We start from the raw sequence: 22706 nt of genomic DNA, 5'->3' as shown, positions 1-22706 counted from the left end.
CCGGCGGTCCGTCGACGGACGTCACGCCGCACCGGCCAGGGTGGCGCGTACACCGTGTCGCTCCAGATCGGTGAGCCAGGCGACCACGTCGGCATGGACCTGCGCGTCGGCGGCCACCTCGGGCGGCACGACCTCGTCGAGACCGAGCATGGCGTCCACCGCGCCCGCCGGGGTCTGCGGGGCGGCGGCCAGCACCGCCCGGATCCGCGTCGCCAGCGGGTCGTCAAGGGGGAGCGGGCGGCCGTCGTCGGCGCTGCCCTGGGCGAATCGGATCCAGGCGGCGACGACGAGGGCCGCCCAGCGGGCCGGCTGTCGGGCCGCGCGCAGGTCGGCGACCGTGTGCAGGATGCGCTGCGGCAGTTTCTGCGATCCGTCCAACGCCACCTGGAGGGTGCGGTGCCGGATCGCCGGGTTGCCGAACCGTGCCAGCACCTGTTCGCCGTAGCCGACCACGTCCACTCCGTCGGGTGGGGCGAAGCTGGCGGCCACATCCTCGGCGATCAGCCGGCGCAGCACGGTGTCCAGGTGCGGCAGCGCGAGGGCGTCCGCGATCGTCTCGCAGCCGGCCAGCGCGCCGAGGTAGGCGGCCGCCGAGTGCACACCGTTGAGGGCGCGCAACTTCAGTCGTTCCCACGGACCCGCGTCCGCGCAGAGCACCGCCCCGGCGCGGTCCCACGCGGGCCGGCCGCCGGGGAAGTCGTCCTCGATGACCCACTGGGTGTACGGCTCGGCCGCCACCGCCGCGAGATCCTCGACGCCGAGCGCCCGCCGGGCTGCGGCGAGGGTCGCCGGGGTGCTGGCCGGGACGATGCGGTCCACCATGGTGCCCGGGAAACCGACCTGTGCCGCGACCCAGTCGACGACATCCTGCGGTGTGCCGGCGTACGCCAGGGACTGGGTCACCAGGCCGCGCAGCCGGCGGCCGTTGGCGGGCAGGTTGTCGCAGCTGACCAGGGCGATCGGTCCGGTGTCGGCGGCGGCGCGGGCCAGCAGGCCGCGCACCAGCAGCCCCGGCACGGTGACCGGCGGTCGGTCGGTGGTCAGGTCGGCGACCAGGTCGGCGTCGGGGCGCAGCGTGCCGGCGGCCGGGTCGAGCTGGTACGCCTTCTCGGTCACGGTCAGCGTGACCACCCGGATCGCCGGGTCGGCCAACAGGGCCACCACCGCCTGCGGGTCGGCGGCGGCCAGCCGCACCTCGGCAAGTGACCCGACCACCCGGGTGTGCTGGTCGGTGGCGGAGAGCGTGCTGACGCTGAAGAGGTTGTCCTGGGCGGCGAGCGTCGACACCAGCGCCGCGTTGCGGGGGGCCACGCCGACGATGCCCCAGTCACCGCCGGCCAGGCCGATCGCCTGCTCGGTATAGACCGCCTGGTGGGCGCGGTGGAAGGCGCCGAGCCCGAGGTGCACCACGCCGGCCGGCACGGTGCCCGGGCGGACCAGTGGACGGGCCTCGGCGGGCAACCGGCGCACCGCGCCCAGCCCGAGCCGGGACGCGCCCACGGTCACCGCCATGCCGGGCCGTCCGGGAAGCGGAAGGTGGCGATCGACTCGGGGTGCATGGTGGCGCTGTAGCCGGGCGCGGTCGGCAGCAGGTAGCGCCCGTCGCGGGTGCGTACCGGGTCGACGAAGTGCTCGTGCAGGTGGTCGACGTACTCCACCATCCGCCCGTCCAGGCTCGTGCCCACCCGCAGGTAGTCGAAGATCGCCAGGTGCTGCACGTACTCGCAGAGGCCGACACCGCCGGCGTGCGGGCAGATCGGCACCCCGAACTTCGCCGCCATCAGCATCTCGGCGAGCACCTCGTTGACCCCGCCCACCCGGCAGGCGTCGATCTGCATCACGCCGATCGCCTCGGCCTGCAACAACTGCTTGAAGATGACCTTGTTGGCGGCCACCTCGCCGGTGGCGACCCGGCACCGACCGCCGGTCAGCTCGTCCATCGCGCGGGCGATCCGGGCATGGCCGAGGATGTCGTCGGCATGCGTCGGCTCCTCGATCCAGTACGGGTCCACCTCGGCCAGCGCCGTCATGTTGGTGATCGCCTCATCGACGTCCCAGACCTGGTTGGCGTCCATCATCAGCAGCGCGTCCGGGCCGATCTCCGACCGGATGATCCGGGCCCGCCGCAGGTCGTCGGCGGGCGGGCCACCGACCTTCATCTTCATCGCCCGCCACCCCTGCGCGTACGCGGTCCGGGTCAGCGTCCGGACCTTGTCGTCGGGGTAGCCGAGCCAGCCCACCGAGGTGGTGTACGACGGGAAGCCTTCGCGTTCCAGCAGCGCCAGCCGGTCGGCGAGCCCGTCGCGCCCCTTGTCCAGGATCGCGGCGGCCTCGTCGGCGGTGAGCGCGTCGGTGATGTGCCTGAAGTCGACATTGGCCACCAGTTCGTCGGTGGGCAGTTCGGCCAGGTAGCGCCACATCGACTTGCCGGCCAGCTTGGCCCGCAGGTCCCACACCGCGTTGACCAGCGCGCCGCTGGCCATGTGAATGACCCCCTTCTCCGGGCCGAGCCAGCGCAGCTGCACGTCGGCGACGAGCGAGCGCCAGAACGCCACCGGCTCGGCGGCGATCTCCGCGAGGCTGCGTCCCCGTACGTGATGGGCCAGGGCGTCGACGGCGGCACAGGTGATCTCGTTGCCACGGCCGTTGGTGAAGGTGAATCCGGCGCCGGTCGGTCCGTCGTCGGTGCTCAGCTCCACATAGGTGGCCGAGTAGTCGCCCCGGTTGATCGCGTCGGAGCCGTCGCCGCTGGCGGCGGTGGGGAACCGCACGTCGTGCACGGTGACGTCGGTGATCCTGGTCATGCCCACTCCCCGAACTTGAAGACCCGCTTCGGCAGCCGGTACGCCAGGTCGACGATGGTCTCGGCGGCCTCGTCCATGGGCAGCCGGTGCTCGGCGACCAGCCGGGCCAGGAAGCCGGCGTCGACGCGGCGCGCCACGTCGTGCCGGACCGGGATGGAACAGAACGCCCGGGTGTCGTCGACGAACCCGGCGGTGTTGTAGAAGCCGGCGGTCTCGGTCACCGACTCGCGGAAGCGACGCAGCACCTCGGGGGAGTCCAGGAACCACCAGGGAGCACCGAGCAGCAGAGCGGCGTACCCACCGGCGAGGGGTGCCAGCTCCCGGGTGAAGGTGTCCTCGTCGAGGGTGTAGAGCACCACCCGCAGCCGGGGGTCGTTGCCGTACGCGTCCAGCAGCGGGGCGAGCGCGTGCACGTACTCGGTGACCTGCGGAATGTCGCCGCCCACGTCGCGACCGTGCCGGGCGTGCAGCCACCGGTTGTGGTTGCGCACCGCACCCGGGTGCAGCTGCATGACCAGGCCGTCGTCGAGCGACATCCGGGCGAACTCCAGCAGCATGTGCGCCCGGAACGCCTCCGCGTCACCCGGCTCCGCCGCGCCCCGCCGCGCCCGGTCGAACAGCGTCGCCGCGTCGGCACCGAGGTCGAGGGTACGGGCGGTGGGGTGGCCGTGGTCGGAGGAGGTGGCACCGGCGGCGATGAAGGCGGCCCGGCGCGAACGCAGGGCGGCCAGGTAGCCGGCGTACGTCCCGGTGTCCTCTCCGGTGATCTCACCGAGCTGGTCGACGCTCGTCGACCAGCCCTCGAAGTCCAGGTCGACCACGTTGTCCGGGCGGAAGGTGGTGACCACCCGCCCGCCCGGACCACCCCAGCCGTCGGCGGCGAGCTTGGCGTGCCGGCCCAGGTCGTCCAGGGGCGACTCGGTGGTGGCGAGCACCTCGATGTTGAACCGCTCGAACAGCGCCCGGGGCCGGAAGCCGGGCTCGGCGAGCCGGGCGGCGAGGGCGTCGTACACCTCGTCGGCGGTGCCCGGGGTGAGTCGGGTGTGCACACCGAACACCTCGGTGAAGGTCTGCTCCAGCCACAGCCGCGACGGGGTGCCCCGGAACAGGTGCCAGCCGGCGGCGAAGCGACGCCAGATCCGCCGTCCGTCGGTCTCCACCGGGCTGCCGTCCCGGCTGGGTACGCCCAGCTCACCGGGGGAGACGCCCTGGCTGAGCAGCATCCGGGTCAGGTAGTGGTCGGGCACGATGAGCAGCTGCGACGGGTCGGGGAACGGCTGGTCCTCGGCCAGCAGCGCCGGGTCGACGTGCCCGTGCGGGGAGATGATGGGCAACTGCGCCACCAGCGCGTACAGCTCCCGGGCCAGCGCGCGTTGGCCCGGCTCGGCGGGGAGAAGCAGGTCGGGTCTGGTCGGGGTGGGCACGGGGAGCGGCTCCTGTGGTCGGTGTCAGTCGAGGGTGAGCAGGTCGGCCACCCGCACGGGTGCGCCGGTGTCGAAGGACCGGTTGGCGGCCAGGCCGGTGAGCAGGGCCAGTGCCCCGTCCCGGGCGGTCGCCGCGCGGTGCAGCGGATCGGGTACGCCGCCGAACAGCACCTGGGTCATCCGGCCGTCCGCCCCGCCGTGCCCGTGCCGGGTGTAGCCGTCGACCTCGATACGTTGCGGTGGTGCCCAGAAGGGGCGCAGGGTAAGCGTGGCGGCGCCACCCTCCTCGGCGGCCTGGTCGCCGTGCAACGCGGCGCCCTTCAGCGCGCCGGCGGCCGCCGGGCTGACGAACTCGCTCTCGGTGACCTCCAGTTCGAGGCGGCCCCGGCTGCCGTTGACCATCACCCGGTAACCCTCCCAGGGCGCGTACGCGGTGAGGTGGTAGGTCATGGTCGCCCCGGTGGAGTAGGTGGCCAGCACCGCCATGTCGTCCTCGATGCTGACCCCGGGGGCGAAGACGTTGCGGTCGCGGTGGTAGCCGTCCTCGGCCTCGGCGTCGAGGTACAGCTCGCGCAGCCGGGGGTGCTCGGCCAGCCGCAACGCGAACGGGTCGTCGTCGGCGGCCGGCGAGGCGTGCGCCCGGTGGTAGTCGCGGGCGTAGCCGTGGCGGCGGCCGGTGTCACCGTAGAAGAACAGCCGCCCGGCGGCGTACACCTGCACGGGTGTGGCGTCGAGCCACCAGTTGACCAGGTCGAAGTGGTGGCTGGCCTTGTGCACCATCAGCCCGCCGGAGCTGGCCTTGTCGCGGTGCCAGCGGCGGAAGTAGTCGGCACCGTGGCGCACGTCGAGCAGCCACTCGAAGTGCACCGAACCGATCTCGCCGACCGCACCGTCGGCCAGCAGCCGCCGCAGTTGCCCGTGCAGCGGGTTGTAGCGGTAGTTGAAGGCCACGGTCACCCGCCGGCCGGTGCGGCGTACCGCGTCGAGGATGCGCTGGCAGCGTGGCGCGTCGGTGGTCATCGGCTTCTCGGTGACCACGTCGCAGCCGGCCTCCAGCGCGGCCACCACGTACTCGTCGTGGGTGACGTCCACCGAGGTCACCAGCACCACGTCGACGTGCTCCTTGGCCAGCATCGCGGTGAAGTCGCCCGCGTGGTACGTCGGCACCGGCCGGTGGCCCAGCTCACCGAGCCACCGGTTGTGGGCGTCCATCCGAGCCTGGTTGACGTCGGCGAAGGCGACCAGTTCGGCGGTGTCGGCGTGCTCGCGCACCAGCGCCCGGACGAACATCTCGGCGCGGGCACCGGTGCCGACCACGGCGTACCGGGCCCGTCGGCCGGGTTGCGGTGACACGGAGCGATCCTCCTCGATCTACCTGCAAACCTTTGCATTGAAGTAACCACGGTCGATCGGCTTCCGTCAACGACGGTCCGGAAATCGGCGGCCTTTGCCCCGATTGAAGGGCTTACCTGTGCATGGCAAGCGGTCTGCCGAAACGCAGCTGTAACCATTCACCGTTGACACTGGAGCAACCGTTTGCATTAATTGGCGGCACCGTGAGCGCCGACACATCGACGAAGGGGGCCTGGATGCCAGTCACCATCAGGGACGTCGCCCGGGCCTCCGGTGTGCACATCTCCACCGTCTCGCGCACCTTCTCGGCACCCCACCTGGTCAACCCGGAGACCCGGGTACGGGTGCTTGCCTGCGCCGAGGACCTGGGCTACCGGCCCAACCGCGCGGCCCGCGCACTCATCACCGGTCGTACCCACAACATCGGGCTGATCATCGCCGACATCGCCAACCCCTTCTTCCCGCCACTGATCAAGGCGGCGGAGAGCCAGGCCCGCCACCGCGACTACCACGTCTTCGTGGCCGACACCAACGAGGACGCCGCCGCCGAGGAGGAACTGGTCCACGCCCTGGCCAAGCAGGTCGACGGGGTGCTGCTGTGCAGCCCCCGGATGAGCAACAGCCTGATCGAGCAGCTCAGCCGGGAGGTGCCGCTTGTGGTGGTGAACCGACAGTTGGCCGGGCTGCCGTGCGTGCTGATGGACGTCGGGCAGGGCGCCCGGTCCGCGATCGAGCACCTCGCCGGGCTGGGCCACCGGGAGATCGCGCTGCTCGGCGGGCCCCGCGGTTCGTGGACCAGCCGGGAACTCCGGCGGGCAGCCGGCGCCGCCGCCCGGGCTGCGGGAGCGGAGCTCACGGTGCTCGGTCCCAACCCGCCCACCGAGACCGGCGGTCTCGCCCAGGCGGAGCAGGTCCGCCGGGCCGGCGTCACCGCCGTGCTCGCCTACAACGACCTGATGGCGATCGGGCTTCTCGAAGGGCTCGACGCACTCGGGGTGCGGGTGCCACAGGAGGTCAGTGTCGTCGGTGTCGACGACATCTCCCTGAGCCGACTCACCCGCCCCAAGCTGACGACGGTGGCCACGCCAACCGCGGCCGCCGGCCGGACGGCCGTCGACATGTTGCTGCAACAGGACACCGATTTCCCGCGTACCGCGCGGGGCGGCGGTGCCACCGTGGCAGTCGGCGTCCGTCGCACCACCGCACAGGTAATGCTCCAGACCGAGTTGGTCATCCGCGACTCCACCGGGCCGGGCCCTTACGCCGGTCGGGAACGTCCCGGAACCGCTGCCGTTGGCCCGGGCCCGCATCGCCGTGCGGACCCGGGCAACCCGGTCGTGGCCGCCGGTGACGTGGTCGCCTCCTAACGCCAAGGAGTGAGCGCACATGCACCCCGCAACGCACCCCACCGCCAGCGCGCCCGACGGGCGCACCTACCGTACCCCCCTGTTGCGCCGCCGGTTGTTGCGCGGCCTGGTCGCCGCGGTCGTGACTCTGCCGCTGGTCGGCGCGGCCGCGGCCTGCGGCGACGACGCCGCGTCCGACGGCAAGACCACCATCTCGATCTTCTGGTGGGGTGGCGAGGCCCGGGCCCAGCTCACCGAGCAGGCGCTGGACCTCTACACCCAGAAGAATCCGGACGTCGTCTTCGAGAAGGTGTGGCAGGCCAACCAGGGCTACTTCGACAAGCTGGCCACCCTGACCGCCGGCGGCAACCCGCCGGACATCTTCCAGATCGATGACAACTTCCTCACCGAGTACGCCGCCCGCAACGCGACCCTGGACCTCAAGCCGTACCAGGAATCCGGTGACCTCGACACCTCCAAGTTCCCGCCCAGCCTGCTCCAGTACGGCGTGGTCGACGGCAAGCTCGCCGGCCTGGCCGCCGGGGAGAACACCCAGGGGCTGGTCTACAACAAGACGCTGGTGACCGAGAACGGCCTGCCCGAGCCGACCACCGGCATGAGCTGGGAGGAGCACATCGCCTGGGCCGAGCAGGTCAGCAAGAAGACCGGGGTCCCCGGCACGATGGACGCGAGCGCCATCGACAAGGCGTTCTGGGTGTGGCTGCGCCAGCAGGGTAAGGATCTGTACTCCGGCAACGAGCTCGGCTTCACCGTGGCGGACGTGACCAGGTGGTTCGAGCTGTGGAAGGACGCCCGCGATCGGGGCGCGACCCCCACCCCGGACGTCATCCACGAGGGCAACGCCACCGACATCACCAAGCAGCTGGTGGTCACCGGAAAGGCCGCCACCTCCTGGGTGTGGGTCAACCAGATGCCGGAGTTGAAGAAGAACACCTCCGACGAACTCGGTGTCATCGCCTACCCGGGTGACCCCAGCGGCCAGTGGGCCCGTGCCTCGATGTACTGGTCGGTCTTCCGGGGCAGCAAGAACGCGGACATCGCGGTAGATGTGATCAACTTCTTGGCGAACGACGCCGACGCGGTCAAGCTGCTCGGCACCGACCGGGGCCTGCCGTCCAACCTGGACCTGCGCCGGGTGGTCAGCGACGACACCACCGACGAGGCGATGAAGCAGTCCATCGCCGTCGAGACCGAGCTGGCCAAGACGTTCGGCGAGGCGCCCCAGGTGCCGATCAAGGGGCACAGCAAGGTTCGCGCCGAGCTGATCAAGGCCGCCGAGAACGCGCTGTACGGCCGGGTCACCCCCGCCGAGGCCGCCGCCCAGTTCGTCGAGGCGTGCACGGCGGCAATCGCCTCCTGACCTGCCGCACCACCCGGAGAGGAGCAGTTCGTGGCCCTGACCACGGCGCCCGACCCGACCCGACGCGGCACCGGATCCGTCCGGCCCGACGCCAACCGGCGCGGGACCGGACGGATCCGGCACGGGGAAGGTCTGGCCGGTTACGTCTTCCTGTCGCCCTGGCTCGTCGGTCTGATGGGCATCACGGCGCTACCCATGCTGTTGTCGCTCTACCTCAGCTTCACCAACTACGACATCCTCACCCCGTTGTCCGAGGTGGAGTGGGTCGGGCTGGCCAACTACGAACGGATGTTCACAAGTGATCCCTCGTGGTGGCACTCGGTACGGGTCACCCTCAGCTTCGCCCTGATCGCCGTACCGCTGAAACTGGCCGCGGCGCTCGGGGTGGCCCTCCTGCTCAACCGGGCCTGGCGCGGCGTCGGACTGTTCCGCGGCCTGTTCTACCTGCCGTCGCTGCTCGGCGGCAGTGTGGCGCTGGCCATCGTCTGGGTCAACATGTTCAACCGGGACGGTGCGTTCAACTCGTTCCTCGCCCTCTTCGGCATTCAGGGCAAGCCCTGGGTGAACGACCCGGACTGGGCGCTTGAGACGCTGATGGTGCTGGCCATCTGGCAGTTCGGCGCACCGATGGTGATCTTCCTGGCCGGGCTCAAGCAGGTGCCCACGGAGCTGTACGAGGCCGCCGCGGTGGACGGGGCCGGCAAGTTCCGGCAGTTCGTCAACGTGACCCTGCCGATGCTCTCTCCGGTGATCTTCTTCAACCTGGTGCTGGAGACCATCAACGGGTTCCAGGGCTTCACCGCCGCGTTCGTGCTCAGCAACGGGACCGGCGGGCCGGTCGACTCGACCCTGATGTACACGCTCAACCTCTACATCACCGGCTTCACCAACCTGGAGATGGGCTACGCCTCCGCGATGGCCTGGGTGTTCCTGATCGCCATCGCGATCATCACGGTGATCTTCTTCAGCACCGGCCGGTTCTGGGTGCACTACTCCGACGGGGAGGATCGCTGATGGTGGCCGATACCGTCGCCCCGAACAGGGCGACCCGTCCACAACGCCCACGCAGCCGTTCCTGGCTCCGGTTGGTCGTGCTGCTGGCCATCGTCGCGGTCGTGCTCTACCCGCTGTTCTGGATGATCGGCACCTCCGTGAAGTCGCAGGAGGAGATCGTCAACAACATCGGTCTGCTGCCCCGGAACTTCACCCCGGGCAACTACACCGACGGGTGGACCAACTTCGACGTGAGCTTCGCCCGCTTCTTTCTCAACAGCGCCATGGTCAGCCTGCTCACCCTGGTCGGCAACGCGGTGAGCTGCCTGCTGGCCGCGTACGCCTTCGCCCGGCTGAGGTTCCGGCTGCGCGGGCTGTGGTTCGCCGTCATGATCGGCACCCTGCTGCTGCCGGGGCACGTGCTGATCGTCCCGCAGTACATCCTCTTCCGCAGCCTCGGCCTGGTCGGTGCGGAGTGGCCGTACCTGCCGCTGCTGATCCCGCAGTTCCTGGCCACGGAGGCGTTCTTCGTCTTCCTGATGGTGCAGTTCATGCGCGGCATTCCCCGCGAGCTGGACGAGGCGGCCCGCATCGACGGCGCGAACGCGTTCGGCATCTTCCGGCACGTGATCCTGCCGCTGAGCCGGCCCGCCCTGGTCACCACCGCGATCTTCTCGTTCATCTGGACCTGGAACGACTTCTTCCGGCAACTGGTCTTCCTGTCCGACCTGAGCGACTACACCGTCCCGGTGGCGCTGACCCTGTTCATCGACTCGACAAGCCAGAGCGCGGTCGGTCCGATGTTCGCCATGGCGGTGCTGTCCCTGCTGCCGGTCTTCGGGTTCTTCGTGGCCTTCCAACGGATGCTCGTCGAGGGGATCAACACCAGTGGACTCAAGGGCTGACACTCCCGTCGAACGGCACGAGCCGGGGCGGGACTGGCGGGACACCGTCAGTGACGCCGCCGACCTCGCGTTGCTGGGCATCCTGGCCGCGCTGGCCGCAGCACCGGTACTGACCGCCGGTGCCGCGGTCGGCACCGCCAGCGCGGCCGTGCACGACTGGCTGACCACCGGCAGTTGGCCGCCCGCACGGCGTACGCTGTCGCGCTTCGGCCGCGCGCTGCTGCCGGGCGTACCGGTGGTCCTGGTCGGGCTGGCCGCCGCCGGGCTGCTCGTCGCGGACCTGGCCGCAGTGGCCAGCGGCCGCGTCCCGGGCGGTACGGTGGCGTTGGTTGTCACACTCGTCGTCGCGGCGTCCCTGTTCGGCTACGCCGCCGCGATCGTGGTCGAGGTGGGGCGTGCCGGCGGCACCGGGTGGCGGTCGGCGGTCACCCGGGCCGCCCGCGCCTGCCTCGACCACCCCGCGAACTGGGCCGCGCTCGCCGGCACCGCAGCGGTCGTGATCCTGCTTGGCGTGCTGGTCACCCCGGTGGCGGTGCCGATCCTCGCCGGATACGCGCTGGCCGCCGTGCACGCGGTCGTCCGCCGTCGACAGGTCACCCGCGTGGAGCTGTCGTGACCGACCCACAGCTTCTCGTCGACGGCACGCCGGTCGCCCGGTACGTGCTCGCCCCCGACCTGGACGTCCGGCACGGGCCCCGACCGTACCTGCATCCGGTGCGTACCCTGGCCGGCACCCCGGTCACCGACGCGCTGCCCGCCGACCACGTGTGGCACCTGGGGGCGTCGCTGGCCGTGCAGGACGTCACCGGCACCAACCTGTGGGGCGGACGGACGTACGTGCGCGGTACCGGTTACACCTGGCGTGCCGACCACGGCCGGATCGTGCATGTCGGCTGGGAACACCTGGCGACCGACCGGCTCGACCACCAGTTGCACTGGTGTGACCCGACAGGTGGGGTGCTGCTCACCGAGCGGCGGATGCTCACCGCCTCGGCGGTACCCGGCCACGAGGGCGCGTGGCGGCTCGACCTGACCAGTACGCTCACCGCGCCCGCCGACCGCGACGTGACGCTGGGCAGTCCGGCCACCAACGGCCGCCCCGGCGGGGCGGGCTACGGCGGCTTCTTCTGGCGTGCGGTGGCAGCCGAACCGCCCGAGGTCTTCACCGCCCGGCTGACCGGCGAGGAGCAGGTCAACGGATGCGCGGAACCATGGGTGGCGCTGCGGGCGCGGGCACCTGAGGGCGGGGCGTACACCCTGGTCTTCAGTGGGCTCGGCGCGGCTGACCGATGGTTCGTCCGGACCGCCATGTACCCGGGGGTCTGCGTGGCCTTCGCCTTCGAGCGGACCGCGACCATCCCGGCCGGCACCGGTCGGCGCGGTCACTACCGGGTGGCCGTCGCCGACGGCCCACTCGACCGGCCCGCCGCCGCCGCCCTCGCCAGCCTCTGAGCCCCCGGCTCGGCCCTGCGCCCCGGCTCGGCCCTGCGCCCCGGCTCGGCCCTGCGCCCCTGCTCGGCCCTGCGCGCCGCCTGCGCCAACTCTCCGCCTGTGCGCCGGCTTGCGCCTTGTGTCGGCCGCGAGATGCGGCTTGTCGCGGTATCCGGCGCCCGGGATACCGCGACATGCCGCATCTCGCGGCCGACGGGCGCTGGGCGCTGGGCGCTGGGCGCTGGGCGACGGGCGCTGGGCGTAGCGCGCGGGGTGTGGGGTGAGGCGTCGGGGATTCAGGTGGTGGCGGGGTCGTAGGGGCGGCAGGAGGAGCGGACGACCAGCTCGGTGGGCAGCCGGATGTGCGTGTCCCGCTCGACGCCGGCGATCAGGTCGACAAGCAGGCGCAACGCCTCGGCGCCCATCCGCTGCAACGGCTGCATTATCGTCGTCAGCGGCGGGTTGACCAGCGCCGATTCCGGGATGTTGTCGAAGCCGATCACGGAGAGGTCGTCGGGGACCGCCAGGCCCATGCTCCGGGCCACGTCGATCGTGGAGATCGCGGAGAGGTCGTTTCCGGCGAAGACGGCGGTCGGGCGGTCGGGCAACGAGAGCAGCTCGGCGGCGGTCTCGGCGGCGCTCTCGATCCGGAATCCGCCCACCCGGACCAGCCGCTCGTCCACCGTCACGCCCGCGTCGGCCATGGCCTGCCGGAAGCCGGCCTCGCGGAGCCGGGACGATTCGAGGTCGGCGCGTCCGCTGATGTGCCCGATGCGGCGGTGGCCGAGGGACAACAGGTAGTTGGTCGCCAAAACGGCGCCGGCGAAGTTGTCGGAGTCGACGGTCGGCAGGCCCGACGGGCCGGTGTGCGGGTCCACGGCCACGACGTGGAAGCCCTGCTTGGTCTCCACCACGGTCGGCGTGACGATGACGGCGCCGTCGATGAGCGTGCCCGACAACCGGGCCAGCGAGCGGCGTTCCCAACCCACGGCCGTCCCGGCGCCGTCGCCGCCAGAGTACGCCAGCAACTGGTAGCCGGTGCCGGCGACCTCCACGCTGGCGCCCTTGAGCAGTTCGGTCGAGAACGGCTCGAACTCGGCGACCAGGATGCCGAGCACGTTCGTGCGATGGCTGCGTAAGCTCTGCGCCCCAAGGCTGGCCTCGTAGCCGAGTTGACGGATGACCTGCTGGACCCGTTCCACGGTTGCCTGTGCCACTCCGTAACGGCCATTCACGACCTTGGAAACGGTCGCCACGGAGACGCCGGCCGTGCGGGCTACGTCCGACATCTTGACACGCTGGGGAAACGCCACGTCGATGATGATAGAGGGCCGGCGCTCCGGTTACGAAGGCGAGTCGAAAACGTTATCGACACCGATTGACACCGGATTACCTTGCTGAAAAACTCGCTCAGGCCGAGCACCCGACTGACTGGTCGAGGAGACATCGATGGCTATAAAGCGCCGTGCAACCACCTTTCTAGCGCTGTCCATGACAACCGCACTACTCGTCGCCGGCTGCGGCGGCGGTGGCGAGAGCGAGGCACCTGCCGAGAGCGAGCTGTACAAGAACCCGGTGACGCTTACCTGGTGGCACAACGCCTCCCAGGACGGCCCCGGTAAAGAGTACTGGGCGAAGGTCGCCAAGGACTTCAACGCGCTGCACCCGACGGTCACGATCGAGGTCGAGGGCATCGAGACCAACCAGCTCCAGCGCACCCGGCTCCCCGCCGCGCTGCTCAGCAACGACCCGCCGGACATCTTCCAGGCGTGGGGCGGTGGCGAGATCCGCGAGCAGGTGGAGGCCGACTACCTCAAGGACATCACCGACCAGGTCAAGGACGAGGTTGCCAACATCGGCAGCGCGGTCGAGATCTGGCAGGTCGACGGCAAGCAGTACGGCCTGCCGTACCGGATGGGCATCGAGGGCATCTGGTACAACAAGGACCTGTTCCAGCAGGCCGGCATCACCGCTCCGCCGGCCACCTTCGACGAGCTGAACGACGCGGTCACCAAGCTCAAGGCGATCAACGTCATCCCGATCGCCGTCGGCGCCGGTGACAAGTGGCCCGCCGCGCACTGGTGGTACAACTTCGCGTTGCGCGCCTGCTCGGTCGACACCCTGCGTAAGGCCAGCCTGGAGAACAACTTCGACGACCAGTGCTTCGTCAAGGCCGGTCAGGACCTGAAGGCCTTCATCGACACCGAGCCGTTCCAGCCCAACTTCATCGCCACGCCGGGTCAGAACGACCCGACCAGCGCCAACGGCCTGCTGGCCAACGGCAAGGCCGCGATGGAGCTGATGGGTGACTGGAACAAGGGCACCCTGGACACCGTCACCGAGGACCAGGAGGCGCTGAACAAGTTCATCGGCTGGTTCCCGGTTCCGGCCATCACCGGTTCCGCCGGCGACCCGAAGGCGGCCCTCGGCGGCGGCGACGGCTTCGCCTGCGCCAAGAACGCCCCGGCCGAGTGCGTCGAGTTCCTCAAGTACATCGTCAGCCCCGAGGTGCAGAAGGGCTACGCCGAGACCGGCACCGGCCTGCCCGTCGCCAAGGGTGCCGAGGACGGCGTCAAGGACCCGGCGCTGAAGTCCATCCTGGAGGCCACCACCAGCGCCACCTACGTGCAGCTCTGGCTGGACACGGCGTTCGGTAGCACCGTCGGTAACGCGATGAACGACGCGATCGTCGCCATCTTCGCCGGCAACGGCACTCCCGAGCAGGTCGTCGAGGCCATGAAGGCGGCCGCGCGCAAGTGACCTCGACCAACCCGACCCTGGACCTCGCCGGCGGCGCATCCGCGCCGCCGGCGGGACCCCGGCCCGCCCGACGCTCGTCAGCTCGGGCCGCCCAGACCCGACGCAAGTGGTACGAGATCATCGGGCTCAGCACACCAGCCGTCATCGTCTACGTGATGTTCGTGTTGGTCCCGATGGGCTTCGCCTTCTACTACAGCCTGTTCCGCTGGCGTGGCGTCGGACCGCCCACCGACTACGTCGGCTTCGACAACTACGTCCTGGCGTTCCAGGACCCGATCTTCATCGACGCGCTGCGCAACAACGCGATAATCGTGTTCGGGTCACTGTTGATCCAGGGGCCCATCGCCCTCGGCGTGGCCCTGCTGCTCAACCGCAACTTCCGCGGCCGTGCGCTGTTCCGCCTGCTGGCGTTCGTGCCGTACGTGCTCGCCGAGGTCACCGTCGGCATCATGTGGAAGCTGCTGCTCTCCGACGCCGGCACGGTCAACGCGATGCTGGAGTCGGTGGGTCTGGGCAGCCTCGTGCAGGCATGGCTCGCCGACCTCGACGTCGTCATCTGGACGATGCTGGCCGTGCTCACCTGGAAGTACGTCGGCTTCGCCATCATCCTCCTGCTCGCCGGTCTGTCGAACGTGCCGCAGGAGCTGAACGAGGCCGCCGCCATCGACGGCGCGAGCTGGTGGCAGATCCAGCGGCACGTGACGCTGCCGCTGCTGGGGCCGACGATCCGGATCTGGATGTTCCTGTCCATGATCGGCTCGTTGCAGGTCTTCGACGTGATCTGGGTGACCTCCGTGCCCGCGGTGCGGTCGCTGGGCGCGTCGGCCACCATGGCGACGTACATGGTGGACAACGGATTCTTCGCCCGACTGTGGAGCTACGGCAACGCGGTGGCGGTCATCCTGTTCGCCATCTCGTTCGTCGCGGCGGTGCTGTTCCAGCGCTTCCTCCTGCGTCGTGACATCGAGGGCGCCATCACCAGAAGGGCAAACTGAACGTGGCCGCGAACGCCGTCCTGTCTCCGACCGCCAAGCGCCGCCCGGTGTCCTGGGGAAACCCGCTCACCTACGCGCTGGCGCTCGCGGTCGCCGCAGTGTCCATCGCTCCGGTGGTCTACGTGATCATCGGCGGCTTCCGCACCACGCCGCAGATCGTCGCGGATCCGGCCGGGCTGCCCGACCCGTGGGTCTGGGACAACTACGCCCGGGTGCTGACCCAGAGTGACTTCTGGCGGCAGGTGTTCAACAGCGCCGTGGTGTCCCTGGGCACCACCATCGGTGTGGTCGTGCTGGGGGTCTGCGCCGCGTTCGTGCTGGCCCGCTACACCTTCCGGGGTCGTGAGGTGCTCTACACCTTCTTCACCCTGGGTCTGCTGTTCCCGGCCGGAGCGGCGATCCTGCCGCTCTACCTGATGCTGCGTGACCTCAACCTGATCAACTCGTACTACGCGGTGATCCTGCCGCAGGTCGCCTTCGCGTTGCCGCTGACGATCGTGATCCTGCGACCGTTCCTCACCGCGATCCCCCGTGAGCTGGAGGACGCGGCGGCCATCGACGGCACCGGCCGGCTCGGCTTCCTGTGGCGCATTCTGCTGCCCCTGTCGCGGCCCGCGCTGGTCACCGTCGGTATTCTCGCCTTTGTCACCAGCTGGAACGCGTTCCTGTTGCCGCTGCTCGTGCTGGGTGACGCGAGCCTGCACACCCTGCCGCTGGGCGTGCAGAACTTCTCCAGCCAGTACACCTCCGACACCGCGGGAATCCTCGCCTTCACCTCGCTGGCGATGCTGCCGGCACTCATTTTCTTCACGTTCGCCGAGAAGCAGATCGTCGGTGGCCTCCAGGGCGCGGTCAAGGGCTGAGCGGCAGCGGCACGAACACAAAGGGGTAACACAGCATGACTGAGGTCCGCGAGGTCGTGGGCGGGCCGGCACCGGTGCCGGCCCAGACAGGATCGGGCCACGGCCGGCCCGACCGGTACGGGTCCGATGGCGAGACGCGCGTACGTGAACTGCTCGGTCGGATGACGATCGAGGAGAAGGTCGCGCAGCTCGTCGGCTTCTGGGAGAAGGCGGAGGGTGAGGCCGTCGCGCCGTTGCAGGGCGAGTTCGGCGACATCGGTCGGCTCGAGGACTTCTCCCGGCACGGGCTCGGTCACCTCACCCGCGCCTACGGCACCCGGCCCGTCGACGTCGTGTCGCGGGCGTCATGGCTGTGGAAGTTCCAGTCCGACCTGGTGACGGGGACCAGGCTCGGCATCCCCGCGATCGTGCACGAGGAGTGCCTGACCGGGCTGTCGGCGTGGAAGGCGGCAACCTTTCCCACCCCACTGGCGTGGGGGGCCGCCTTCGACCCCGACCTGGTCACCGAGATGGCTGCGGCGATCGGGACGTCCATGCGGGCGCTCGGCATCCATCAGGGGCTCTCCCCGGTGCTCGACGTGATCCGCGACCCCCGCTGGGGGCGGGTCGACGAGTGCATCGCCGAGGATCCCTACCTGGTCGGCACGCTTGGCACCTCGTACGTGCGGGGCCTGCAGTCGCAGGGCGTGCACGCCACCCTCAAGCACTTCGTCGGCTACTCCGCCTCCCGCGCCGGGCGTAACTTCGCGCCGGTGCACGCCGGTCCGCGCGAACTGGCCGACGTGCTCCTCGTACCGTTCGAGATGGCGATCCTCGACGGCGACGCACGCTCCGTGATGCACTCGTACGCCGAGATCGACGGGGTGCCGGTTGCCGCCGATCCGACGATGCTCACCGGGGTGCTCCGGGACCGGTGGGGCTTCGACGGCACGGTGGTGGCCGACTACTTCGGTGTGGCGTTCCTGAACCTGCTGCACCAGGTCGCCGGTGACCACGCGGACGCGGCCGTGCAGGCGCTGACCGCCGGTGTGGACATCGAGCTGCCCACCGGCGACGCGTACCTGACCCTCGCGGATTCGGTGCGTGCCGGCCGGATCGACGAGTCGGTGATCGACCGGGCGGTGCTGCGGGTGCTGCGGCAGAAGCTGGACCTCGGGCTGCTGGACGCCACCTTCACCGACGAGCCGGTCCAGGCGGTCGACCTCGACTCACCCGAGCACCGGGCGATCGCCCGCCGTCTCGCCGAGAAGTCGATCGTGCTGGTGGCCAACCAGGAGGCGTTGCCGTTGCCGGCGGGTCGCCGGATCGCGGTGATCGGGCCGAACGCGGACCGGCAGGGTGCCCTCTTCGGCTGCTACTCCTTCCTCAACCACGTGCTCGTGCAGCATCCCGACGTGGAGACCGGCATCGAGGTACCGACCGTGCTCGACGCGCTGCGCGCCGAGTTCGGCGCGGAGTTCGTCACCTCGGCCCACGGCTGCGCGGTGGACGACGACGACCGCTCCGGCTTCGACGCCGCGGTCGCCGCGGCGACCGCGGCGGACGTCGCCGTACTCGTCGTCGGCGATCACGCGGGCCTGTTCGGGCGCGGCACGGTCGGCGAGGGCTGCGACCGGGACGATCTGGAGCTGCCCGGTGTGCAGCGGGACCTGGTCGAGGCGGTGCTGGCGACGGGCCGGCCCGTCGTCCTGGTGCTGCTCACCGGCCGGCCGTACGCGATCGACTGGGCGCTGAGCCGCTGCGCGGCGGTGGTGCAGACGTTCTTCCCCGGCGAGGAGGGTGCCGGCGCGATCGCCGGCGTGCTCTCCGGACGGGTGAACCCGTCGGGCCGGCTGCCGGTCAGCCTGCCCCGGTCGGCGGGGGCGCAGCCGTACTCGTACCTGCACCCGACGCTGGGCGACGGCAACGAGGTGACAAACCTGCCGGCGACGCCCGCCGCACCCTTCGGCCACGGGCTGTCCTACACGACGTTCGAGTACGCGGACCTGACGGTGCCGGCCATGGTGCCGACCGACGGGGCGCTGACGGCGAGCGTGCGCGTCACCAACACCGGCGCGGTGGCCGGCGACGAGGTGGTGCAGCTCTACGGCCGGGACCTGGTGGCATCGGTGACCCGACCGGTGGCCCAACTGCTCGGCTACCAGCGGGTCCACCTGGCGCCGGGCCAGTCGGTCACCGTCACGATGACGGTGCCCACCACCCGGCTGGCCTTCTCCGACCGGACGTTCACCCGCGTGGTGGAGCCCGGTGCCGTCGACCTCTGGGTCGGCACGAGCGTGCGTCGGGACGTCGAGGCGTCGACCACGTTGGTCGGCGACGTCGCACCGGTCACCAACGCCTCCGCCCGCTGGACCACCGCCGAGATCGGCTGACCCGGGGCTGACCGGCCGCCGCCGCGATGGTGGCCGACCGCCTGATCCAGGGCAGTTCCCGACGATCGGGAACTGCCCTGGTGTACCTGCGCCGCCCGGTTTCCGGACGACTCAGCTGGCACGCCTCCGGCGGCGGTTGGTCGGCTTCGCCCCGACCTTCGGTGCCGGGGCGGCCGGAGGGCCAGGTGCGTCCCCGGCACGGTTGGGCCCGGCCTTCGGCATGGTGGTCCGCTCACCCGGGTCGGTGGTGCCGCTGGTGGGTGGCGGGTACCGGCGCAGCATCCAGGTCTGCTGGCCGAGCGAGAAGAGGTTCGTGGTCACCCAGTAGATGATCACGCCGATCGGGAAGATCAACCCGGAGACGAGCAGCGAGGCGGGGATGCCGTAGAGCATCAGCCGCTGTACCAGCCGCTGCTGCGGATCCGTGGCCCAGCCGCTGCGCAGGATCAACTGCCGGCTGGACAGGTAGGTCGTGGCGATCATCGTCACGATCAGTACGGCGGCCACGATCCGGACCGTGGTGCCGTCGGCCCCGAGCAGGGCCAGGTCCGGTCCGGTGGAGCCGAAGCTTCCCGCGATCGGGGCGCCGAACAGCGTGGCCGACGAGGCACTGTCGAACTGGGTGACCGACCAGCCGTACAAGGTCTTCAGGTGTTCCGGCATCGTCGGCTTGAGATGACGCAACACGTGCAGCAGGCCGAGGAAGACCGGGATCTGCACCAGCATCGGCAGGCAGCCCATCAGCGGGTTGGCCTTCTCCACCCGGTAGAGCTCGACCAGTTCCTTCTGCAGGGTCTCCCGGTCGTCGCGGTGCCGGGCCCGGAGTTCGGCGATCCGCGGCTGCAACGCCTGTGTCGCCCGCTGCGACTGGATCTGCTTGACGAAGACCGGGAACAGGACGATCCGGACGCTGAGCACCAGAAAGACGATGCCCAGCACCCAGGACCAGTCGGTACCCAGCGCGGACGCCTCGCCGAGCAGCCGCTGCCAGGCACTGTGCCAGAACAGCAGGATCGCGGAGATGGCATGGTAGATCATGGACATGGAACACCCCTCGACGTGCGACTACGACTGATGTGAGCAGGAACGGTCACCAGCGGTCGCCGACGAGCGGCAGAGGTGGATGAGGTGCGAGGTGCTCAGGCGACCGCGAGGGTCGCGGCGGTGGGCGCTCTGGGCCGGGCCCGGCCGGCGGCGTCCGGATCACGGTGGCGGGGTACGCCGGTACGACCGGAACGCTCCCGCAGCATCCGACGGGTGACCCGCCGGGCGGGATCGGCCACCGCCCCGGTGAGCAGGACCCCGGCGGTGAGCACGGCGGCCAGCAGCACGCCGGTCACCGCCGCCGTGCCGGAGAGCATGCTGGTGGCACCGACGTCGGCCAACACGCCGACGAGGTACCAGAGCAGGCCGAGCCCGATCACGGGGCAACCCTATCCGGCGTAAGCAAACGTGGGTGTCCAGGATCTCGGCCCCGTCGTGCAGCCGCGTCTGGTCGTCGAACGGAGGTGGAAGGCTGCGATCAGGCGGTGGTCGCGACCGGCGAAGGATTGAGCCTGGCGAAGGCTTCCTGTCGGTGATACGGGAAGTACGGATAGGGTGCGGTGCGGCTGCTGGCAGTGTCGAGCCGGGCCGTCTGTTCCGGCGTGAGTGACCAACCGGCAGCGTCGATGGTCTGCCGCAGTTGCGCCTCGTTCCGGGCGCCGATGATGACGGTGGCTACCGTGGGCCGCTGCAGTAGCCAGTTGACCGCGATCTGCGGCACTGCTCGACCGGTCTCGCGGGACAGTTCGTCGAGGACGTCCATGACGCGGAACAGGTGCTCGTCCTCGACCGGCGGGCCGAAGGCGGCGGTCGCGTGGAGCCGGCTCGTGGCCGGTGGCGGTGTGCCGCGGCGGATCTTGCCGGTGAGTCGTCCCCAGCCGAGAGGGCTCCACACCACGGCTCCGATGCCTTGGTCGAGGCCCAGGGGCAACAGTTCCCACTCGTAGTCCCGACCAACGAGCGAGTAGTAGACCTGGTGCGCCACGTAGCGGCGGCGATGCTCCCGGTCGGCTGCGGCGAGGGACTTCATGAGCTGCCAGCCGGCGAAGTTGGAGACGCCGAGATAACGGATCTTGCCGTCCCTCACCAGGTCGTCAAGTGTCGCGATGACCTCTTCGACGGGCGTCGCGGCGTCGAAGGCATGTAGCTGAAACAGGTCGATGTAGTCGGTCCCGAGTCGGCGTAGCGCCACGTCGACCGATCGGATGAGCCGGGCCCGGGACGTCCCCGCGTCGTTCGGCCCGTTACCGGTCGGCAGACCGCTCTTGGTCGAGATCAGGACGGCGTCGCGTCGGCCCTTGATCGCCTGCCCCAGCACCTCCTCGGACGCGCCGTCGGAGTACACGTCCGCAGTGTCGAACATCGTTACCCCGGCCTCGATGCAGATGTCCACGAGGCGTCTCGCCTCTCGGGCGTCCGTGTTGCCCCAGGCGCCGAAGAGCGGGCCGGACCCGCCGAAGGTGCCGGCGCCGAAGCTGAGGGCGGGCACGATGAGGCCGGATGCCCCGAGTCGTCGGTACTCCACGATGAATCCTTCCGCTAAGGGAACTGTGGTTTCGTTAGCGCGTCGGCTACGCTAGCAGTCAATCGCAGTTAAGGGAACTGGAGACCCGTTATGACCGTCGGTGCGACCCGGCCCGGAGGGCGGACCGCCCGGGTTCGCGCCGCCGTGCTGAAAGCTGCCGGCGACGCACTCGTCGAGCACGGATTCGACCGTCTTGACCTCGCGGACGTGGCGCGCCGTGCCGAGGTGGGAAAGACAACGGTCTACCGCCGCTGGGGTACGGTCGCCGGCCTGGTCACCGACCTGCTGGCAGACATGGCGGAGCAGTCGCTGCCGCGAGCCGACACCGGAACCCTGATCGGGGACCTGCGTGCCAATGCCCGGCTGGTGCAGCGAACCCTGGTCGACTCGCGTCAGGGTGCCCTGTTCCGGGCGGTCATCGTCGCCGCGACCTGCGACCTACGCGCCGCCGAGGCGCTGCATCGCTTCTACGCCGTCCGGATCGCCGAGTGGGCCCCCTGCGTGGAACAGGCTGTGCGGCGGGGGGAGCTGCCCCCGGGCACGGACGCGGCCGAGGTCATCCGTGCCGTCTCGGCACCGCTCTACTACCGCCTGCTCGTCAGCGGAGACCCCATCGACGAGGCCATGGCGGACCGGTCCGCCGAAGCGGCAGCGGCAGCCGCCCACGCCGGCGTCTTCACCCAGACCAGCTGTCCCGACTGACGGCGCAGCTCAGTTCTTCATGCCGGCCCTCAGCCGTGCGGGTCCGGTTCGGCGCGCAGCGCGGCGGTGGCCCGCACCGCCTTGACGATCGCCGGGATCGCACCGATCAGCAGCACCAGCGCCCAGACGATCGCGATGATCGCGAAGACGACGGCGCCCACGGAGTCGAGGATGCTCACCAGGATCACCGGCACCAGGTGGTGCAGGAACTCCAGCAGCACCGTGCAGAGCAGGCTGGTCAGGATCAGCAGAACCAGCCCCTTGTTCTGCAGGAACTTCGGTTGCGCCAGGACCAGCAACCCGGCCCAGGCGAGCTTGAGCAGCAGCACCAGCGCGAGTAGCACCGCGGCGTCACCGACCGGGAAGAAGCCCCACAGCGCCAGGTACGCCAGCGTGCCGAACGGCGGCGCCAGGAACAACGACACCATGATCATGAGTTCGATGAACGCGAGGACCAGCGCCAGCAGGGCCACGAGGATCAGGACGACGGAGAAGATCAGGGTGGCGACGCCCTGGATCCGGCCGTGCAGCCGGTCCGGCAGCACCAGACCCAGGCAGAACAGCCCGGTCGTCCAGAGCGCCGCCGCGTCGATGAGCGCCAGATGGCCCGTACCACGGCCGGACGGCTCGCTGACCTCCCGTACGTCACCGACCTCCACCCCGAGGTCGGCGGCGCTGCCGGCCAACTCCGCCCCGGCGTCACCGCCGCCCAGTAACAGCCCGGCACCCACCTCCAGGCCGACCGCCAGCACCAGCGCCAGCATCGCCAGCAGCAGGAACGGCTTGCGCAGCGCACCCATGCCGACCT

General features: G+C 70.3%; 20 protein-coding genes. 11 read left to right on the top strand and 9 right to left on the bottom strand.

The window, feature by feature from the left end; all coding sequences use genetic code 11:
• Positions 1 to 21 precede the first annotated feature (21 nt).
• The 4 genes from KBX00_RS09995 to KBX00_RS09980 are packed head-to-tail and all read right to left on the bottom strand — an operon-like array spanning position 22 to position 5581.
• Positions 22 to 1512: a mannitol dehydrogenase family protein gene (locus KBX00_RS09995; protein ID WP_210825538.1), complete on the bottom strand. Its 1491-nt coding sequence runs from the start codon at positions 1510 to 1512 to the stop codon at positions 22 to 24.
• Positions 1503 to 2804, bottom strand: a complete 1302-nt coding sequence (locus KBX00_RS09990) for an enolase C-terminal domain-like protein (protein WP_210825536.1) — start codon at positions 2802 to 2804, stop codon at positions 1503 to 1505. The genes KBX00_RS09995 and KBX00_RS09990 overlap by 10 nt, the downstream gene beginning before the upstream one ends.
• A complete protein-coding gene (gene uxaC / locus KBX00_RS09985) occupies positions 2801 to 4228 on the bottom strand; it encodes a glucuronate isomerase (RefSeq protein ID WP_210825535.1) in 1428 nt (475 codons plus the stop codon). The genes KBX00_RS09990 and uxaC overlap by 4 nt, the downstream gene beginning before the upstream one ends.
• Before the next feature lie 24 nt (positions 4229 to 4252).
• The gene (locus KBX00_RS09980; RefSeq protein WP_210825532.1) at positions 4253 to 5581 is read right to left on the bottom strand and encodes a Gfo/Idh/MocA family protein; all 1329 of its coding nucleotides are present in this window, start codon (positions 5579 to 5581) and stop codon (positions 4253 to 4255) included.
• A 236-nt stretch (positions 5582 to 5817) separates the two neighbouring features.
• On the opposite strand from KBX00_RS09980, the gene KBX00_RS09975 reads away from it, so the two are divergent.
• From KBX00_RS09975 to KBX00_RS09950, 6 genes are read left to right on the top strand one after another with little or no spacing between them, the layout of a single operon-like run.
• On the top strand, positions 5818 to 6948 hold the full coding sequence (locus KBX00_RS09975; RefSeq protein ID WP_210825530.1) for a LacI family DNA-binding transcriptional regulator: 1131 nt from the start codon (positions 5818 to 5820) through the stop codon (positions 6946 to 6948).
• A gap of 19 nt (positions 6949 to 6967) precedes the next feature.
• Complete coding sequence (locus KBX00_RS09970) at positions 6968 to 8308, top strand: ABC transporter substrate-binding protein (protein WP_210825528.1); 1341 nt, start codon at positions 6968 to 6970, stop codon at positions 8306 to 8308.
• Between the two features lie 30 nt (positions 8309 to 8338).
• A complete protein-coding gene (locus KBX00_RS09965) occupies positions 8339 to 9322 on the top strand; it encodes a carbohydrate ABC transporter permease (RefSeq protein ID WP_210825526.1) in 984 nt (327 codons plus the stop codon).
• On the top strand, positions 9322 to 10206 hold the full coding sequence (locus KBX00_RS09960; protein WP_210825524.1) for a carbohydrate ABC transporter permease: 885 nt from the start codon (positions 9322 to 9324) through the stop codon (positions 10204 to 10206). The genes KBX00_RS09965 and KBX00_RS09960 overlap by 1 nt, the downstream gene beginning before the upstream one ends.
• Positions 10190 to 10822 (top strand): hypothetical protein, encoded by a 633-nt coding sequence (locus KBX00_RS29635; RefSeq protein ID WP_210825522.1) that lies wholly within the window; start codon positions 10190 to 10192, stop codon positions 10820 to 10822. Before KBX00_RS09960 ends, KBX00_RS29635 begins: the two co-directional genes overlap by 17 nt.
• Positions 10819 to 11658: a PmoA family protein gene (locus tag KBX00_RS09950; protein ID WP_307868367.1), complete on the top strand. Its 840-nt coding sequence runs from the start codon at positions 10819 to 10821 to the stop codon at positions 11656 to 11658. Before KBX00_RS29635 ends, KBX00_RS09950 begins: the two co-directional genes overlap by 4 nt.
• A 275-nt stretch (positions 11659 to 11933) precedes the next feature.
• Here the strand turns inward: KBX00_RS09950 and KBX00_RS09945 are convergent, their stop codons facing one another.
• A complete protein-coding gene (locus KBX00_RS09945; protein ID WP_301547652.1) occupies positions 11934 to 12926 on the bottom strand; it encodes a LacI family DNA-binding transcriptional regulator in 993 nt (330 codons plus the stop codon).
• A gap of 202 nt (positions 12927 to 13128) precedes the next feature.
• Here KBX00_RS09945 and KBX00_RS09940 point away from each other — a divergent pair, with 202 nt between their 5' ends.
• From KBX00_RS09940 to KBX00_RS09925, 4 genes are read left to right on the top strand one after another with little or no spacing between them, the layout of a single operon-like run.
• Positions 13129 to 14397 (top strand): ABC transporter substrate-binding protein, encoded by a 1269-nt coding sequence (locus KBX00_RS09940; RefSeq protein WP_301547651.1) that lies wholly within the window; start codon positions 13129 to 13131, stop codon positions 14395 to 14397.
• The gene (locus KBX00_RS09935) at positions 14394 to 15392 is read left to right on the top strand and encodes a carbohydrate ABC transporter permease (RefSeq protein ID WP_210825516.1); all 999 of its coding nucleotides are present in this window, start codon (positions 14394 to 14396) and stop codon (positions 15390 to 15392) included. Before KBX00_RS09940 ends, KBX00_RS09935 begins: the two co-directional genes overlap by 4 nt.
• Complete coding sequence (locus KBX00_RS09930) at positions 15389 to 16255, top strand: carbohydrate ABC transporter permease (protein WP_210825725.1); 867 nt, start codon at positions 15389 to 15391, stop codon at positions 16253 to 16255. Before KBX00_RS09935 ends, KBX00_RS09930 begins: the two co-directional genes overlap by 4 nt.
• Before the next feature lie 35 nt (positions 16256 to 16290).
• A complete protein-coding gene (locus KBX00_RS09925; RefSeq protein WP_210825513.1) occupies positions 16291 to 18627 on the top strand; it encodes a beta-glucosidase in 2337 nt (778 codons plus the stop codon).
• 111 nt (positions 18628 to 18738) lie between these two features.
• Here KBX00_RS09925 and yidC read toward each other — a convergent pair whose 3' ends face one another.
• The 3 genes from yidC to KBX00_RS09910 all read right to left on the bottom strand — a co-directional run bounded on the left by yidC (position 18739) and on the right by KBX00_RS09910 (position 21196).
• Positions 18739 to 19671, bottom strand: coding sequence for a membrane protein insertase YidC (gene yidC / locus KBX00_RS09920; RefSeq protein ID WP_210825511.1), 933 nt, complete (start codon positions 19669 to 19671; stop codon positions 18739 to 18741).
• Between the two features lie 95 nt (positions 19672 to 19766).
• The gene (locus KBX00_RS09915) at positions 19767 to 20051 is read right to left on the bottom strand and encodes a DUF6412 domain-containing protein (RefSeq protein ID WP_210825509.1); all 285 of its coding nucleotides are present in this window, start codon (positions 20049 to 20051) and stop codon (positions 19767 to 19769) included.
• A 98-nt stretch (positions 20052 to 20149) separates the two neighbouring features.
• Positions 20150 to 21196 carry an aldo/keto reductase gene (locus tag KBX00_RS09910; protein WP_210825507.1) on the bottom strand — a complete coding sequence of 349 codons (1047 nt, stop codon included), beginning with the start codon at positions 21194 to 21196 and terminating at the stop codon, positions 20150 to 20152.
• A gap of 90 nt (positions 21197 to 21286) precedes the next feature.
• On the opposite strand from KBX00_RS09910, the gene KBX00_RS09905 reads away from it, so the two are divergent.
• Complete coding sequence (locus KBX00_RS09905) at positions 21287 to 21898, top strand: TetR/AcrR family transcriptional regulator (RefSeq protein ID WP_210825504.1); 612 nt, start codon at positions 21287 to 21289, stop codon at positions 21896 to 21898.
• 29 nt (positions 21899 to 21927) lie between these two features.
• On the opposite strand, the gene KBX00_RS09900 is transcribed toward KBX00_RS09905, so the two are convergent.
• Positions 21928 to 22698, bottom strand: a complete 771-nt coding sequence (locus KBX00_RS09900; protein ID WP_210825502.1) for a hypothetical protein — start codon at positions 22696 to 22698, stop codon at positions 21928 to 21930.
• Between the last annotated feature and the right edge of the window lie 8 nt (positions 22699 to 22706).

Source organism: Micromonospora sp. C95, from assembly GCF_018070465.1.
Classification (GTDB): Bacteria; Actinomycetota; Actinomycetes; order Mycobacteriales; family Micromonosporaceae; genus Micromonospora.
The sequence above is the reverse complement of the archived record's forward strand: the minus strand, read 5'-3'. Positions and strand labels throughout refer to the sequence as shown.

Bases quoted from the DNA above. Each gene is read 5' to 3' on its own strand.
- KBX00_RS09975 (WP_210825530.1), top strand. From the start codon at position 5,818: ATGCCAGTCACCATCAGGGACGTCGCCCGGGCCTCCGGTGTGCACATC.
- KBX00_RS09905 (WP_210825504.1), top strand. From the start codon at position 21,287: ATGACCGTCGGTGCGACCCGGCCCGGAGGGCGGACCGCCCGGGTTCGC.
- yidC (WP_210825511.1), bottom strand. From the start codon at position 19,671: ATGTCCATGATCTACCATGCCATCTCCGCGATCCTGCTGTTCTGGCAC.
- KBX00_RS09995 (WP_210825538.1), bottom strand. From the start codon at position 1,512: ATGGCGGTGACCGTGGGCGCGTCCCGGCTCGGGCTGGGCGCGGTGCGC.
- KBX00_RS09945 (WP_301547652.1), bottom strand. From the start codon at position 12,926: ATGTCGGACGTAGCCCGCACGGCCGGCGTCTCCGTGGCGACCGTTTCC.
- KBX00_RS09925 (WP_210825513.1), top strand. From the start codon at position 16,291: ATGACTGAGGTCCGCGAGGTCGTGGGCGGGCCGGCACCGGTGCCGGCC.
- KBX00_RS09960 (WP_210825524.1), top strand. From the start codon at position 9,322: ATGGTGGCCGATACCGTCGCCCCGAACAGGGCGACCCGTCCACAACGC.
- KBX00_RS09940 (WP_301547651.1), top strand. From the start codon at position 13,129: ATGACAACCGCACTACTCGTCGCCGGCTGCGGCGGCGGTGGCGAGAGC.
- KBX00_RS09990 (WP_210825536.1), bottom strand. From the start codon at position 2,804: ATGACCAGGATCACCGACGTCACCGTGCACGACGTGCGGTTCCCCACC.
- KBX00_RS09900 (WP_210825502.1), bottom strand. From the start codon at position 22,698: ATGGGTGCGCTGCGCAAGCCGTTCCTGCTGCTGGCGATGCTGGCGCTG.
- KBX00_RS09970 (WP_210825528.1), top strand. From the start codon at position 6,968: ATGCACCCCGCAACGCACCCCACCGCCAGCGCGCCCGACGGGCGCACC.